The 12,571-nt window shown below is 54.3% G+C and carries 16 protein-coding genes; 1 reads left to right on the forward strand and 15 read right to left on the reverse strand.

Annotation, left to right across the window (positions count from 1 at the left end; genetic code table 11):
- Positions 1-56: 56 nt before the first annotated feature.
- From G516_RS0103045 to G516_RS0103115, 15 genes are all read right to left on the reverse strand, one after another.
- Positions 57-401: a PilZ domain-containing protein gene (locus G516_RS0103045; protein ID WP_028292413.1), complete on the reverse strand. Its 345-nt coding sequence runs from the start codon at positions 399-401 to the stop codon at positions 57-59.
- On the reverse strand, positions 401-1,414 hold the full coding sequence (gene holB, locus G516_RS23675; protein WP_051218887.1) for a DNA polymerase III subunit delta': 1,014 nt from the start codon (positions 1,412-1,414) through the stop codon (positions 401-403). The genes G516_RS0103045 and holB overlap by 1 nt, the downstream gene beginning before the upstream one ends.
- A gap of 4 nt (positions 1,415-1,418) precedes the next feature.
- Complete coding sequence (gene tmk / locus G516_RS0103055) at positions 1,419-2,069, reverse strand: dTMP kinase (protein WP_028292414.1); 651 nt, start codon at positions 2,067-2,069, stop codon at positions 1,419-1,421.
- Positions 2,066-3,142: an endolytic transglycosylase MltG gene (mltG, locus tag G516_RS0103060; RefSeq protein WP_028292415.1), complete on the reverse strand. Its 1,077-nt coding sequence runs from the start codon at positions 3,140-3,142 to the stop codon at positions 2,066-2,068. Before mltG ends, tmk begins: the two co-directional genes overlap by 4 nt.
- On the reverse strand, positions 3,139-4,002 hold the full coding sequence (pabC, locus tag G516_RS20805; protein WP_169449488.1) for an aminodeoxychorismate lyase: 864 nt from the start codon (positions 4,000-4,002) through the stop codon (positions 3,139-3,141). The genes mltG and pabC overlap by 4 nt, the downstream gene beginning before the upstream one ends.
- Before the next feature lie 5 nt (positions 4,003-4,007).
- A complete protein-coding gene (fabF, locus tag G516_RS0103070; protein WP_028292416.1) occupies positions 4,008-5,249 on the reverse strand; it encodes a beta-ketoacyl-ACP synthase II in 1,242 nt (413 codons plus the stop codon).
- A gap of 74 nt (positions 5,250-5,323) precedes the next feature.
- The gene (gene acpP / locus G516_RS0103075) at positions 5,324-5,557 is read right to left on the reverse strand and encodes an acyl carrier protein (RefSeq protein WP_028292417.1); all 234 of its coding nucleotides are present in this window, start codon (positions 5,555-5,557) and stop codon (positions 5,324-5,326) included.
- 41 nt (positions 5,558-5,598) lie between these two features.
- On the reverse strand, positions 5,599-6,339 hold the full coding sequence (gene fabG / locus G516_RS0103080) for a 3-oxoacyl-ACP reductase FabG (RefSeq protein WP_028292418.1): 741 nt from the start codon (positions 6,337-6,339) through the stop codon (positions 5,599-5,601).
- Between the two features lie 4 nt (positions 6,340-6,343).
- Positions 6,344-7,282 (reverse strand): ACP S-malonyltransferase, encoded by a 939-nt coding sequence (gene fabD, locus G516_RS0103085; protein ID WP_028292419.1) that lies wholly within the window; start codon positions 7,280-7,282, stop codon positions 6,344-6,346.
- 183 nt (positions 7,283-7,465) lie between these two features.
- A complete protein-coding gene (gene plsX / locus G516_RS0103090; protein WP_156878929.1) occupies positions 7,466-8,512 on the reverse strand; it encodes a phosphate acyltransferase PlsX in 1,047 nt (348 codons plus the stop codon).
- Positions 8,478-8,663 (reverse strand): 50S ribosomal protein L32, encoded by a 186-nt coding sequence (gene rpmF, locus G516_RS0103095; protein ID WP_028292421.1) that lies wholly within the window; start codon positions 8,661-8,663, stop codon positions 8,478-8,480. The genes plsX and rpmF overlap by 35 nt, the downstream gene beginning before the upstream one ends.
- Before the next feature lie 14 nt (positions 8,664-8,677).
- Complete coding sequence (locus tag G516_RS24250; RefSeq protein WP_028292422.1) at positions 8,678-9,199, reverse strand: YceD family protein; 522 nt, start codon at positions 9,197-9,199, stop codon at positions 8,678-8,680.
- An 89-nt stretch (positions 9,200-9,288) separates the two neighbouring features.
- On the reverse strand, positions 9,289-10,242 hold the full coding sequence (locus tag G516_RS0103105; RefSeq protein ID WP_245582597.1) for a S49 family peptidase: 954 nt from the start codon (positions 10,240-10,242) through the stop codon (positions 9,289-9,291).
- A 47-nt stretch (positions 10,243-10,289) separates the two neighbouring features.
- On the reverse strand, positions 10,290-10,940 hold the full coding sequence (locus G516_RS0103110) for an HAD family hydrolase (protein WP_028292424.1): 651 nt from the start codon (positions 10,938-10,940) through the stop codon (positions 10,290-10,292).
- Positions 10,930-11,898: an RluA family pseudouridine synthase gene (locus G516_RS0103115; protein WP_028292425.1), complete on the reverse strand. Its 969-nt coding sequence runs from the start codon at positions 11,896-11,898 to the stop codon at positions 10,930-10,932. Before G516_RS0103115 ends, G516_RS0103110 begins: the two co-directional genes overlap by 11 nt.
- A gap of 30 nt (positions 11,899-11,928) precedes the next feature.
- Here G516_RS0103115 and G516_RS24850 point away from each other — a divergent pair, with 30 nt between their 5' ends.
- Complete coding sequence (locus G516_RS24850; RefSeq protein ID WP_169449489.1) at positions 11,929-12,459, forward strand: hypothetical protein; 531 nt, start codon at positions 11,929-11,931, stop codon at positions 12,457-12,459.
- The last annotated feature ends 112 nt before the right edge of the window (positions 12,460-12,571 follow it).

Genomic DNA, 12,571 nt, shown 5'->3' on the forward strand with positions numbered 1-12,571 from the left:
CAATCCGTGATTCTTTCCGTGGTTTTTTCCGTGCTTTTTTTCAGAGACAACCGGGGTCACATGGTGTGGGTTGGTCGATCCGATTTAATGGCTCCCGCCAATTGGGTTTCAATGCGGTCACGGGCCATCGGGTTATCGCTGCTGAACTGCACCCCAATGCCCTGCTGTTTGTTGCTTTGGGCACCGGCCGGTGTGATCCAGATAACCTTGCCTGCCACCGGGATTTTTTCCGGGTCGTCGAGCAGCTTCAGCAACAGGAACACTTCGTCACCGAGCTGATAGCTTCGAGTGGTAGGAATGAACAGGCCACCGTCTTTAATGAACGGCATATAAGCGTGATACAGCGTCGGCTTGTCCTTGATGGTCAAGGTCAAAATACCGCTACGTCCGGCATTGGACATCAAGATCTCCCTGCAATTGTGACGAGTGACTGCCACTCGATCATCAAAGATTCCAGCAGCAACTGGCGGTTGTGAAAGCTCGCTCCCGAGCGAATCTGGCCCAGCGCAACTGTAATGCGTTCGTGCAAGGCTAACAGCTTTGCCTTATCCAGAATAGCCACATCAAAACAGCCCAGCACTTCCGGCTCGATCAGCTGTTCGACAGTCGCCCCCATGCTGGCGCGCATCAGGTCGGACAACAGCTGTGACAACCACTCGAGCACGTCGCCCAGGTCGTCGGTTTTCCAAACCGCCAGAGTGCTATCCAGCGGCGCCTGACCGGTCGACCACTGCTGCAAAGCCGCCAACCACTTCCGGTGCTGGCCATGGGCATCGTTCTGAATCCATTCCAGAGCCGCCAGCGGTGCGTTCTGGTTCATGCGCAGAGCTTGCGCAGCACTGTGTTCGTCACATCCCTGCTGCTGCAACCACTGAATGGAATCAGCCGTCGGCGGCGCAACCAGCGTCAGACGCTGACAGCGACTGCGAATGGTAGGCATCACCGAACCCAGACGTTCGGTTTCCAGTAAAATAAAGCTTTCGCCCGGCGGCTCTTCCAGCGTTTTCAGCAAGGCGTTGGCGGCGTTGTTGTTCAACACTTCCACCGGCGCCAGAATCACCACCTGACAGGGGCTGATTTGTGGCGTTTGCACCAGAAATTCATTGACCTTACGCACGCCGTCGATGCGGATTTGGCGGCTGCCGTCTTCCGGCTTGCATTGCTGAAAATCCGGATGATTACCCGCTGCCCACAACTGGCAGCTATGACACTGACCACAGGCGACTTCCAGATTGTCGGAAACCCGACGAGAGCACAGCAGCCACTGGGCCACCTGTAACGACAGCGCGTGTTTGCCCACCCCTTTGGGGCCGGTAAACATCAGCGCATGGGGCAAACCATGAACATGATGGCGCTTGATCAAGTCCGACCAAACGTTCTGTTGCCATGGATAAACGTGGTTCCAACCGCTCATGCTGTCAGTCGCCCTTCAGCATGCTAAGGCGCACAGACAGTTCGGTTTGAACGTCGTCCAGCGTCTGTGTTGCATCAACAATCACAAAGCGGGAGTGCATCGCCGCCAGCGAGTGAAAGCCGTCTTTCACCCGTTCGAAAAACGCCAGTGCTTCGGTTTCAAAGCGGTCAGTCGCTTCGCCTGTGGTTTCTGAGCGACCGCGGGCGCGGGCCATGCCCACTTCCACCGGCGCATCCAGCAAGAAGGTGCAGTCGGGTTCGACATCACCCTGCGCCAGGCTCTTGAGCTGTTCAATGGCGCTCAAGTCCAAACCGCGACCAAAGCCCTGATAGGCGATGGTCGAATCGGTAAAGCGGTCACACAGCACCCAGGCGCCGCGCTCCAGTGCTGGAATAATCACTTGTTCCAGATGTTGGTTACGGGCTGCGAACATCAACAGCAGTTCGGCCATTGGTGTCATTGGTTCCGGGTGATGGGCTTTCAGCAGTTTGTTGCGAATCAGCTCGGCAATGGGCGTACCACCCGGTTCACGGGTTACCACCACTTCGATGCCCTGCTCGTTCAACTGGTCGGCGCACCACTGGATATTGGTGGATTTTCCGACGCCTTCACCGCCTTCAAAGGTGATGAACTTGCCAGCGAATTTTCTGCTCATTGACCTTCTCCCGAAGCCTGGTTAGCGGTGGATTCCGTCTCGGAGGCAGAAGCTTCCGGCGCTGGTTTCAGCGGCGTTGAGCGGTAATCCGATTTACGGTTGCGAATCTGATACTGACGCACCGCTTTGTTGTGTTGTTCCAGGGTTTCTGAAAAAACGTGCGAGCCATCGCCACGGGCGACAAAAAACAGCGCCTTGGTGGCGGCAGGATTCAACGCCGCATCCAGCGCTTCACGGCCAGCCAGCGCAATCGGCGTCGGCGGCAGTCCTTTGATGCGGTAGGTGTTGTAAGGGTTGGATCGGTTCAACAGGTCACGCTTGCGAATATTGCCCTTGTAAGCATCGCCCATGCCGTATATGACGGTTGGGTCGGTTTCCAGCCGCATGTTCTTTTTCAAGCGCTGGACAAACACACCCGCGATTTCCGGGCGCTCGGCAGGCACCGCGGTTTCTTTCTCGACGATCGATGCCATGATCAACGCATCGTAGGCGGACTTGTACGGCAGGCCTTCGGCCTGGTTATCCCACGCTTGTTGCAATTGGGTTTGCATGCGCTGATACGATTGTTTGAGTACCGCCGAGGCTTTGGAACCGCCCTGATACACATAGGTGTCCGGGTACAGCCACCCTTCCGGGTTGCCCTCAATGCCGAGCAAGCTGGCAACACCCTCCGGGGTCAGTGGATCAACGTCCTGCTTCAGGCGCTCGGCATTGGCGATGTTTTTCAGCGCCTCTGCCAGCGTTGTACCTTCAATCAGCGATACCTTGTAGCTGATCGGCTGAGCGGTTTGCAGAAACGTCAACAAAGCGGTGCCATCCAGACCTGCGGGTACATCAAACTCACCGGCTTTCAAGTGTTCCTGCTTCAACAAACGCGCCTGTACGCGCAGCAGCAAAGCCGATGGCAGCCAGCCTTGTTGTTCCCACTGGCGCGCTTTCTGACCCAGGGTTTCACCCTGTTCAATATGAATTCGGACCGCTTGCTCATTGTTCATGGGCATGGTCCATAGGGCGGCAAACACAGCCAGTGCGACGACTGGCAGCGCCACCGCTGCCGCTATCAGTTTTTTCAAAACAGACTCTCCAGTCTTTGCTGCATCCGTTTCATGGGCTGCCACATGGAATGGCTGGTATCGAACAGCCGCTGTTGCAGCTGCTTCACTGGCACAATGCCCGTCAGGCTGTTCGACAGCGCAATGGCGTCCGCTTGCTCCAGTTGAGCCAGCGAAATCTGCGCTTCTTTCACCTGCCCTTCGGCGATCAGCCAGCGACGAATCACGCCGTTAACGCCACATTGATCAATAATTGGCGTCAGCCATTGACCCTTGTGCGCAATATACAGATTGGAATAACAACCTTCTGTGACGTTACCTGCGGTGTCCAGCATCACGGCTTCTTGCCAGTCTGGCTCAAACTCAGCACGGGCTAACACCTGTTCCAACCGGTTCAGATGTTTGATGCCTGCCAGACGCGGCTGGGCGCCCAAGCGAACGGCGCTGACGCCAATGCAAACACCACCAGGGTGTAATTGCGACCACGACCATGGCGGGGCGTCCATCAGCTGAATCTGGATATTGATTTCCGGATGATCCGGCAAGCCATAACCGCGCTGGCCAACGCCGCGAGACACCAGTAATTTGGCCGCACTGTAGGCCGACAAATCGACCTCATCGGCCAGCTCGCCCATGGCGTCGCATATCACAGCGAAGGAATCAGCAGGAAACAACAAGGCATTCAGGCCCTGCTGCAAGCGTTCAGCGTGGAACTGCCACAACGGCACATCACCGCCGGAACGGCCAGCTTTCCTGGAAGCATCGGAAACACGAACGAGGCGCATGGTTTCGAACAAACCATCGCCGTATTGAAGACCTCGGTCAGTAGCTGGCCAGTGGTCGACCCACTGACCGGCTACCCGGCACAATACCCGACTCACGGGCATTATCCGTCGAAGCGTTTAAACAGCAGACTGCCGTTGGTGCCGCCAAAACCAAAGGAGTTGGAAATGGCGTATTCGATATCGGCATCGCGGGCAGTGTGTGGCACATAGTCCAGATCACAGCCTTCGTCCGGGTTATCGAGGTTGATGGTGGGTGGAATCTTGCCATTCTGCAACGCCAGAACCGTGATCATGGCTTCGATTGCACCAGCTGCACCCAACAAATGGCCAGTCATCGACTTGGTGGAAGACACCGCCAGTTTGTAGGCGTGGTCACCAAACAAGGTTTTGATGGCCTGGGTTTCAGCAATATCACCTACTTGGGTAGAGGTGCCGTGAGCGTTAATGTAGCCCACTTGCTCTGGCGCAACACCGGCATCACGTAGAGCGTTTTCCATTGCTTTGCGAGCGCCGGAACCGTCTTCTGGAGGACTGGTTACGTGGTGAGCGTCGTCGCTCATACCCAGACCAACCACTTCACCATAGATCTTGGCACCGCGAGCCTGCGCATGTTCCAGTGACTCCAGCACCAACATGGCAGCGCCGTCACTCAGCACAAAACCGTCACGATCCTTGTCCCATGGACGACTGGCCTTTTCCGGCTCGTCGTTACGGGTACTCATGGCGCGGGCAGCGGCGAAGCCAGCAATACCCAGCGGCGATGAAGAACCTTCCGCACCACCGGCCAGCATCACATCGGCATCGCCATAGGCGATGGTACGAGCCGCGTAGCCAATGTTGTGGGTGCCTGTGGTACAGGCGGTCGTGATTGCGAAGTTAGGGCCTCGCAGACCATGACGAATGGCGATGTTACCTGCGGCCATATTGATAACCGCAGCAGGCACCAGGAATGGCGACACCCGACGAGGGCCGCTCTTTTCCAGCTGCTGATAATTTTGTTCGATTGTATTCAGACCACCGATACCGGAGCCTGCGGCCACACCCACGCGGTCGAAGTCAGTATCTTCTGGCAAAGCGGCATCTTTCAGTGCCTGATCGGCAGCGACCAGCGCGTATTGCAAAAACAGGTCAAGCTTGCGTGCTTCTTTGGCAGACATTACCGATGTAACGTCAAAATCCTTTACCAGACCGACAATTTGAGTGGAGTAACTGCTGGCGTCGAAATGAGTGATGGGTCCGATACCGGACTTTCCCTGACACAGTGCTTGCCAAGTGGTTTCTACATCCAGACCCAGCGGATTAACAGTGCCAAGGCCCGTTACCACTACACGTCGTTTTGTCATCACTGTTCAAATTTCCCCATTACAGACACAAAAAAAGCCGCGTCCGAAGAGGCGGCTTTCAGACGTTGCGATTATTACAGATTCGCAACGATGTAGTCGATTGCTTCCTGAACGGTAGTCAGCTTCTCGGCATCTTCGTCTGGAATTTCGGTTTCGAATTCTTCTTCCAGAGCCATTACCAGCTCAACAGTGTCCAGAGAGTCTGCACCCAGATCGTCTACGAAAGAGGAAGCTGGCTTAACTTCTTCTTCTTTAACACCCAGCTGTTCACAGACGATTTTCTTTACGCGTTCTTCGATGTTGCTCATGGTTTTTCCTACCGTTTAATGATTCCAAGGTCGTGACGACCTTAACCCATATTCATGCCGCCATTCACATGAATGGTCTGACCTGTGATGTATTTTGCAGCGTCACTGGCCAGGAAGGCTACAGCGCCGGCAATCTCTTCTGGCTGACCCAAGCGCTTGCTCGGAATGGTCGACAGAATGGCGTCTTTTTGCGCTTCAGGCAAGACGTCGGTCATATCAGTTTTGATAAAACCCGGTGCAACGCAATTAACAGTGATATTGCGTGCAGCCACTTCTTGCGCCAGAGAGCGAGTGAAACCTTCCAGACCGGCCTTGGCCGCGGCGTAGTTTGCCTGACCCGCGTTACCAGTGGTACCAATAATTGAACTGATGTTCACAATCGCACCGGCTTTGGCTTTGATCATAGGCTTGACCATTGCCTTGCAGACGCGGAACACACCGCTCAGGTTGGTGTTGATAACAGCGTTCCATTCCTCATCGCTCATGCGCAGGAACAGATTGTCACGGGTGATACCGGCGTTGTTTACCAATACCGCCGGAGTGCCGTGTTCAGCCAGGAAGGCTTTCAATGCTTCTGCTGTTTGTTCAGCGTCAGCAATGTTCAGTACGATGGCATCGTTGCCAGCGCCAACAGCCTGCAGCGCTTCGCGAATGGAAGCTGCGCCGGATTCGCTGGTTGCAGTACCAACCACCTTGTAACCCTGCTTGGCCAGTGTCTCGGCCACAGCACGGCCAATACCACGTGACGCGCCGGTTACCAGCGCCAATGCTTGTTCAGACATGTAATTATCCTTGAATCATTTCGATGACAGCTTTGGCGCTGGCCAGATCGCCAGTACCGTGAGTTGCCAACGTTTTATCAATACGCTTGTTGAGACCGGCCAATACCTTGCCCGGACCAAATTCTACTGCCACATCGGCTTTGCCACGTACGGCCTGAACTGCACCCGTCCAGTTAACCGGGCTGTACAGCTGAGCCAACAGTTTTTCCTGAACTTCAGCCACAGGAGCCGGAGCGTTATCAACGTTGTGGAATACCGGGAATGCCGGAGCACGCCAGCTAACGGCGGCCAGTGCTTCCTTGAAGTCTTCCGCAGCGGCTTTCATCAGGCTGGAGTGGAACGGACCACTTACGGCCAGCGGCAGTGCGCGTTTGGCACCGGCAGCCTTGGCAAGTTCAACGGCTTTTTCAATACCGGCAGCAGCGCCCGCGATCACAATCTGACCCGGAGCGTTGAAGTTGGCTGGCTCTACTACGCCAGCAGCAGCGGTTGCGTCTTCGCAAACCTGCGCCACAGCGGCTTCGTCCAGACCAATGATGGCAGCCATACCGCCTTGACCGGCCGGAACGGCCTGATCCATCAGCTGACCACGCTTACGTACCAGCTTCACGCCGTCGGCGAAGTCCAGTGCGTTAGCTGCAACCAGAGCAGAATATTCGCCCAGGGAGTGGCCTGCAGCAGCAACAATGTTCAGTGCCGGACACTGGGATTGAATCAGACGCAGAACCGCAGTGCTGGAAGTCAGCAGCGCAGGCTGGGCGTTATAGGTAAGGTTCAGGGTTTCGGCTGGACCGTCCTGGACCAGAGCCCACAGATCCATACCAATGGCGTCGGACGCTTCGGCAAAGGTTTCGCCGATTACATCGTATTCAGCCGCCAGATCGGCCAGCATGCCAACAGCTTGTGCACCCTGACCCGGAAAAATCGCAATTACATCTGTCATTTAATGACCACCAGACTGGTTGGTTTCAGCAACAGCAAAACACCTGACTGTTGCCCCTCGGGATACCAATTGCAGCAAGGATAAAAACTCAAGAGACATGCTGCAACCCGAAGGCGGGCGCCATACTAGGACCCTGTCCGCTCACAGTAAACAACCAACAGGCACAATTTTATTGAATTTGTTTCAGGCAATCGCCGCCTGCATTGGCATAATTTGGCGAATTAGTGCCTCACGGTCATGATTCACCGCTTGCTTGGCCAGGTAGCACATGGCGTGCTCGAAGGTTGATTCATCCGACTTGCCGTGGGTTTTCACCACCACACCATCAATACCCAGCAGCATGGCACCACCATGACGAGCCGGCGCAATGCGTTGGTGTATGCGGCGAAACGCTGCTCGCAGCACGGGTGACACAAGTCTCAAAATCCAATGTCCGCGTAACTCGTCTTTTACCATCTGGGTCAACCACTGGGTCAGCCCCTCACTGGTTTTCAACGCAACGTTTCCGGTAAAGCCGTCACAGACCATGACATCCAGGTCACCCCGATACAGATCATCGCCTTCAAAGAAACCGCGATAGTTGGCCGGCATTAACCCATGCAAGATACCGGAGGCCGAACGAATGTCTTCCGTTCCCTTACCGGATTCATGACCGACATTAAGGATGCCAACTTCTGGCTCATGGATATTCATCGAACGACACCAGGCCACACCAAGCACAGCAAACTGCACCAACTGCGAAGCCGTTGCTCCAAGCGATGCGCCAAGGTCGAGCAATAAAAGTGGTTTACCACGAGTGGGAATCTGGGTGGCCAACGCAGGCCGATCAATTCCGGGCAGAACGCCCAGCAAGCGACGGGAAAGAATCATCAGTGCGCCAGTGCTGCCAACTGACAGAACGCCCTGGGATTCGCCATGACGACAAGACAGCAAGGCCCTGACCATGGAAGAAGACTGTCGCCGTTTAAGAACGACGGAAGGTTTATCATCCGCTGAGACACTGACACCGCATCCAATCACCCGAAGCCGGCCACTGCCATCAGCGATGATATCGGTAGCTTCCTGAACCAGAGATTCTTCGACATATAAACGGATAGCAATATCGCGCTTTCTTGCCAGAACCTTTTTAACGGCCCAGAACGCAGCGCGGGGACCTAAGTCCCCGCCCATGGCATCTACCGAGATGGTTAACATCTTAGCTGTTGCCAGTCTCCACGACTTTCTTGCCACGGTAGAAACCGTCAGCAGTCACGTGGTGACGACGATGCTTTTCACCAGTGGTTGGATCAGTAGACAGGGCTACGGAACCAGTGTCCAGTGCATCGTGAGAACGACGCATACCACGCTTGGAACGAGTTACTTTGTTTTGTTGAACCGCCATTGTTGGCTCCTACACTATTTCTGTTTGAGCTGTGCTAAAACGTCAAACGGATTTGGCCGCTTTTCGTTACCGCTGGTTGTATTTTCCGGCTCGGGCTGCTGTTGAATCCGGCATTCGTTATCCGAGTGCATTGGAAACATCGGAAGCGCCAGAAGCACTTCATCTTCCATTACCGACCAGAGATCGATAATGCCATTTTCGTCCATTTCCACCGGTTCAAGACTTCTGGGCAAATTTTTTGCCTGATCGTCGTTAAATACCAAACCCAGCGAAAACTGACTTTCTACATCCACATCCACGGTTCCAAGACAGCGTTGACATATCATGGAAACCCGAGTGGAACATTTTCCCATCATCACTCGATGACGTTCCTGGTCCCGATCAAATGAAACATCTACCGCAACCGGTGCCAGGCACTGATCTACGGATTCATTCAAACGAAGGAGTTCAGAACTGTCGATTTCAGCGTTAAACCGTTGATTTATTTCAACAAGTTTAGTCGCATCGACTCGATGGGGTAACTGCGCCTCTGCCATAGTGCGCGAGATATTAGATACCTCGCCCCCCGTTGTCAAAATTATTTAATCAAAAAGCCAGAAAAACCAATGCGTTAATGAAATTACCCTTAACGCAGCTGAATTCCCTGCCCCATTACTGTGGTGGCAATACCCTTGCCCAGTGATGCACCCAGCTTGCCAACCAATTCCTGAATTGGATCAGGTCGCAGCGTAAAGTTCACCAGCTCTTCCGTATTCAATTGTTCACGGGCTACCTGACTGGACGATGCCAGTCCGTCAATCAGGCCCAACTCGAGCGCTTGCTCGCCAGACCAGATCAAACCAGTGAACAAATCAGGATCATCCGACAAACGGTCGCCCCGCCCTTGCTTCACCTGATCAATAAACTGTTTGTGAGTAACCTTCAGCACCCCTTGCCAGAATTCACGTTCGTCTTCACGCTCAGGCTGGAATGGGTCCAGGAAGCCTTTGTGATCGCCAGCCGTATAAGTCCGACGCTCAACACCCACTTTGTCCATAATACCGGTAAAACCGAAGCCAGAGCCAACCACACCGATAGAACCCACCAGACTGGCCTTGTCGGCGTATATCTCATCCGCTGCCGCGGCAATGTAATACGCACCGGAAGCACCCAGATCGACAATGACAGCGTAGACCGGGAATTCAGGTCGCAGCGACTTCAAGCGCTTGATTTCATCATAGACGTATCCCGCCTGCACCGGACTGCCACCTGGCGAGTTGATTCTTAGAATAAGCCCTGCGGCCGCCTCATTATCAAAGGCATTGCGAATACCCGTGATAATGGTATCGGCATTGGCGTCCTGATCAGCAGCAATAGCACCGTTGATTTCAACAATAGCCGCAAACGGTTCGCCGTCGGCCATTTCCATGGCATCGTCTACTGGCAAACGAATAAACCAAAGCAAGGCAAACAGATAGATAAACATCAAGGAGCGAAAGAATATGCCCCAGCGGCGGGTTCTGCGTTGTTCCTTCTGCAGATCCATCACCAGCTTTTCAATCAACTTCCATTCTTTACTGGAATCTTCAGGTCGATTCATCGGTTCTTCCATAACGAATTACTTCAACAATTGGCTACGCCATTTAATCAGTGCTGCAACAACCACTGCTGCAACTCAGCAATAGAATGCAGCAACGCTTTTGGATTGGAAGACAGTAGCAAGTCTTCATCGTGCGCGCCGTGACTCATTGCCACACAATCAATACCCGCCGCATTGGCCATGTCCAGATCATAAGTGGTATCACCAATCATGACGGCCTTATCGGCCGCAACATTCAGCTCTTCGAGCAACTGATGCAGCATCAAAGGATCGGGCTTGGAACGGGTTTCATCAGCACAACGCGTTGCCGCGAAGCGATGGCGCAACGCCAGATCATCCAGAATGCGATCCAGCCCACGGCGGCTTTTACCGGTAGCCACCGCCAGCAAGCGATCATGCTGCTGCAAGGTTTCCAGCAAGACCTCTGCGCCTTCGAATAGCGTCATTTTAACCTGGCTGTCGTAGACAAAGTTGCGGGCATAGGCTTCACGCATGGCGTCCAGCTGCTCAGCCGTAATGTCCGGCCACAGGGTTTGCAATGCTTCAGGAAGCCCCAGGCCAATGATGTTTTGTACTTCAGCATCGGTCACCGCAGGCAAGCCGGTCAGACGCCCGGCATGCTGCATGCTATCAACAATGCGGCCGGTAGAATCGGCCAGGGTTCCGTCCCAATCAAAGATGATGAGCTCATAGCTCATAGTGGCATCCTTCTTTATTAAGGAATTTCTCGAAGTCTTTATTCGGTTTGGCGACCAACGACATATGCTCACCCGAAATCGGATGACGGAACTCCAGTTGCAGCGCGTGCAGAAACAGGCGACGGCAACCGTGCTGCTGATCGATCAATACCTGAGCCTTGTCGCGGTACTTGTCGTCACCGGCAATGGAATACCCCTGAAACTGGCAATGCACCCGAATCTGATGAGTACGTCCAGTAACCGGCTCGGCTTCGACCAGCGAATAGTGCGGGCCGGATGACACCAGTTTGTAACGGGTATGTGACGCTTTGCCCTCGCCGTCCACCAACATAATACGCTCGCCGGATTTGCGCTCGAATTTCTTCAGTGGCGCTTTCACTTCGTTCACGGATGCCGGCCAGCGGCCATGCACCAGCGCCAGATAACGCTTTTGGATACCGCTTTTATTGACCAGCATTTTTTGCAACGCCACCAGTGCAGAACGCTTCTTGGCAATCAGAATGATGCCCGAGGTATCACGATCAAGCCGGTGCACCAACTCCAGAAAGGTGTGCGACGGGTACATCTGGCGCACGGCTTCAATCAAACCCAGGCTGACGCCACTGCCCCCGTGAACAGCCAATCCGTGCGGTTTGTTAACCGCCATAATGGCATCATCTTCGTACACAATGGCATCCCGAATGCCTTGCAGCAGGTCATCGGAAGCATGAGCGGCCGCCTGCTCCTGCGGCAAGCGAATCGGCGGCACCCGAATCAAATCGCCGCTGTGAATTCGGCTGTCGGCCTTGACCCGCTTTTTATTCACCCGCACCTCGCCTTTGCGAACAATGCGGTAAACCAACGCCTTGGGCACCTTGCCCAAGGCGGTGATCAGGAAATTATCAATACGTTGACCGTCGTTATCCTCGGTTACCTCAATGAAGTTAACTTTGGATGTGTCGAGTTCAAACCTGGCCATAGGACTCCGAAAACTGGCGGAAACAGACAAGTGGCAAGCCAACCAATGGCCGCAAAACCTCATCATTTCAGGTGGAGTTGCCGCTTTGCGTCCAAAGCTTTGCTGCCACCAAACTTTGTTGCTATATTCCGACTGCTGTATGGCTCATGTATATCTTTAGAGCCACTGCATGAACGCCGAAACAAAGCCGGCGAGTATAGAAGAAGAAGAGGTTTCAAGAAACTCTTCGCAAGATTTAACCCGGCAGGTTGCGAGATATCAGAGCCTGCGAAACAGTCAGACGGCCGCTTATGGACCAGAAACACCGAAGCCGCCGCGGGAAATATAGCCCCACTGTTTCGCGCCAATATCGACGCCCCCGCCAGTGAGATAAACCAGGCAGCCCAACTGCTGGCGATCTCGCTTTATCAAATTATGGAAGACAGGCTGTCTGATACCGGGAAAAATCCGGTTTGCATGGCGCGTCCGCGACACAACGCCGACCCCACAGAAAATCAGCCGCCGTCTGGAGTGTTGGTGCCGGAATGCACCTATGCAGCAGGCCCTGTGGCATCGAGTTAAGACGTACCGATGTGCAGCCCTCTCAAAGCACCCATAAACATTTTGGTATTGGCCGACCTACAAGCGTCGGAATTGCCAGTGGTGCGTATGCCCAACAGAGCTAACCGTACTG

The sequence above is a fragment of the Oceanobacter kriegii DSM 6294 genome (genome assembly GCF_000422845.1).
GTDB lineage: Bacteria > Pseudomonadota > Gammaproteobacteria > Pseudomonadales > Oceanobacteraceae > Oceanobacter > Oceanobacter kriegii.

Coding starts and splice junctions, on each gene's coding strand:
- G516_RS0103045 (WP_028292413.1), bottom strand. CDS start 401: ATGTCCAATGCCGGACGTAGCGGTATTTTGACCTTGACCATCAAGGAC.
- holB (WP_051218887.1), bottom strand. CDS start 1,414: ATGAGCGGTTGGAACCACGTTTATCCATGGCAACAGAACGTTTGGTCG.
- tmk (WP_028292414.1), bottom strand. CDS start 2,069: ATGAGCAGAAAATTCGCTGGCAAGTTCATCACCTTTGAAGGCGGTGAA.
- fabF (WP_028292416.1), bottom strand. CDS start 5,249: ATGACAAAACGACGTGTAGTGGTAACGGGCCTTGGCACTGTTAATCCG.
- acpP (WP_028292417.1), bottom strand. CDS start 5,557: ATGAGCAACATCGAAGAACGCGTAAAGAAAATCGTCTGTGAACAGCTG.
- fabG (WP_028292418.1), bottom strand. CDS start 6,339: ATGTCTGAACAAGCATTGGCGCTGGTAACCGGCGCGTCACGTGGTATT.
- fabD (WP_028292419.1), bottom strand. CDS start 7,282: ATGACAGATGTAATTGCGATTTTTCCGGGTCAGGGTGCACAAGCTGTT.
- rpmF (WP_028292421.1), bottom strand. CDS start 8,663: ATGGCGGTTCAACAAAACAAAGTAACTCGTTCCAAGCGTGGTATGCGT.
- G516_RS24250 (WP_028292422.1), bottom strand. CDS start 9,199: ATGGCAGAGGCGCAGTTACCCCATCGAGTCGATGCGACTAAACTTGTT.
- G516_RS0103105 (WP_245582597.1), bottom strand. CDS start 10,242: ATGAATCGACCTGAAGATTCCAGTAAAGAATGGAAGTTGATTGAAAAG.
- G516_RS0103110 (WP_028292424.1), bottom strand. CDS start 10,940: ATGAGCTATGAGCTCATCATCTTTGATTGGGACGGAACCCTGGCCGAT.
- G516_RS0103115 (WP_028292425.1), bottom strand. CDS start 11,898: ATGGCCAGGTTTGAACTCGACACATCCAAAGTTAACTTCATTGAGGTA.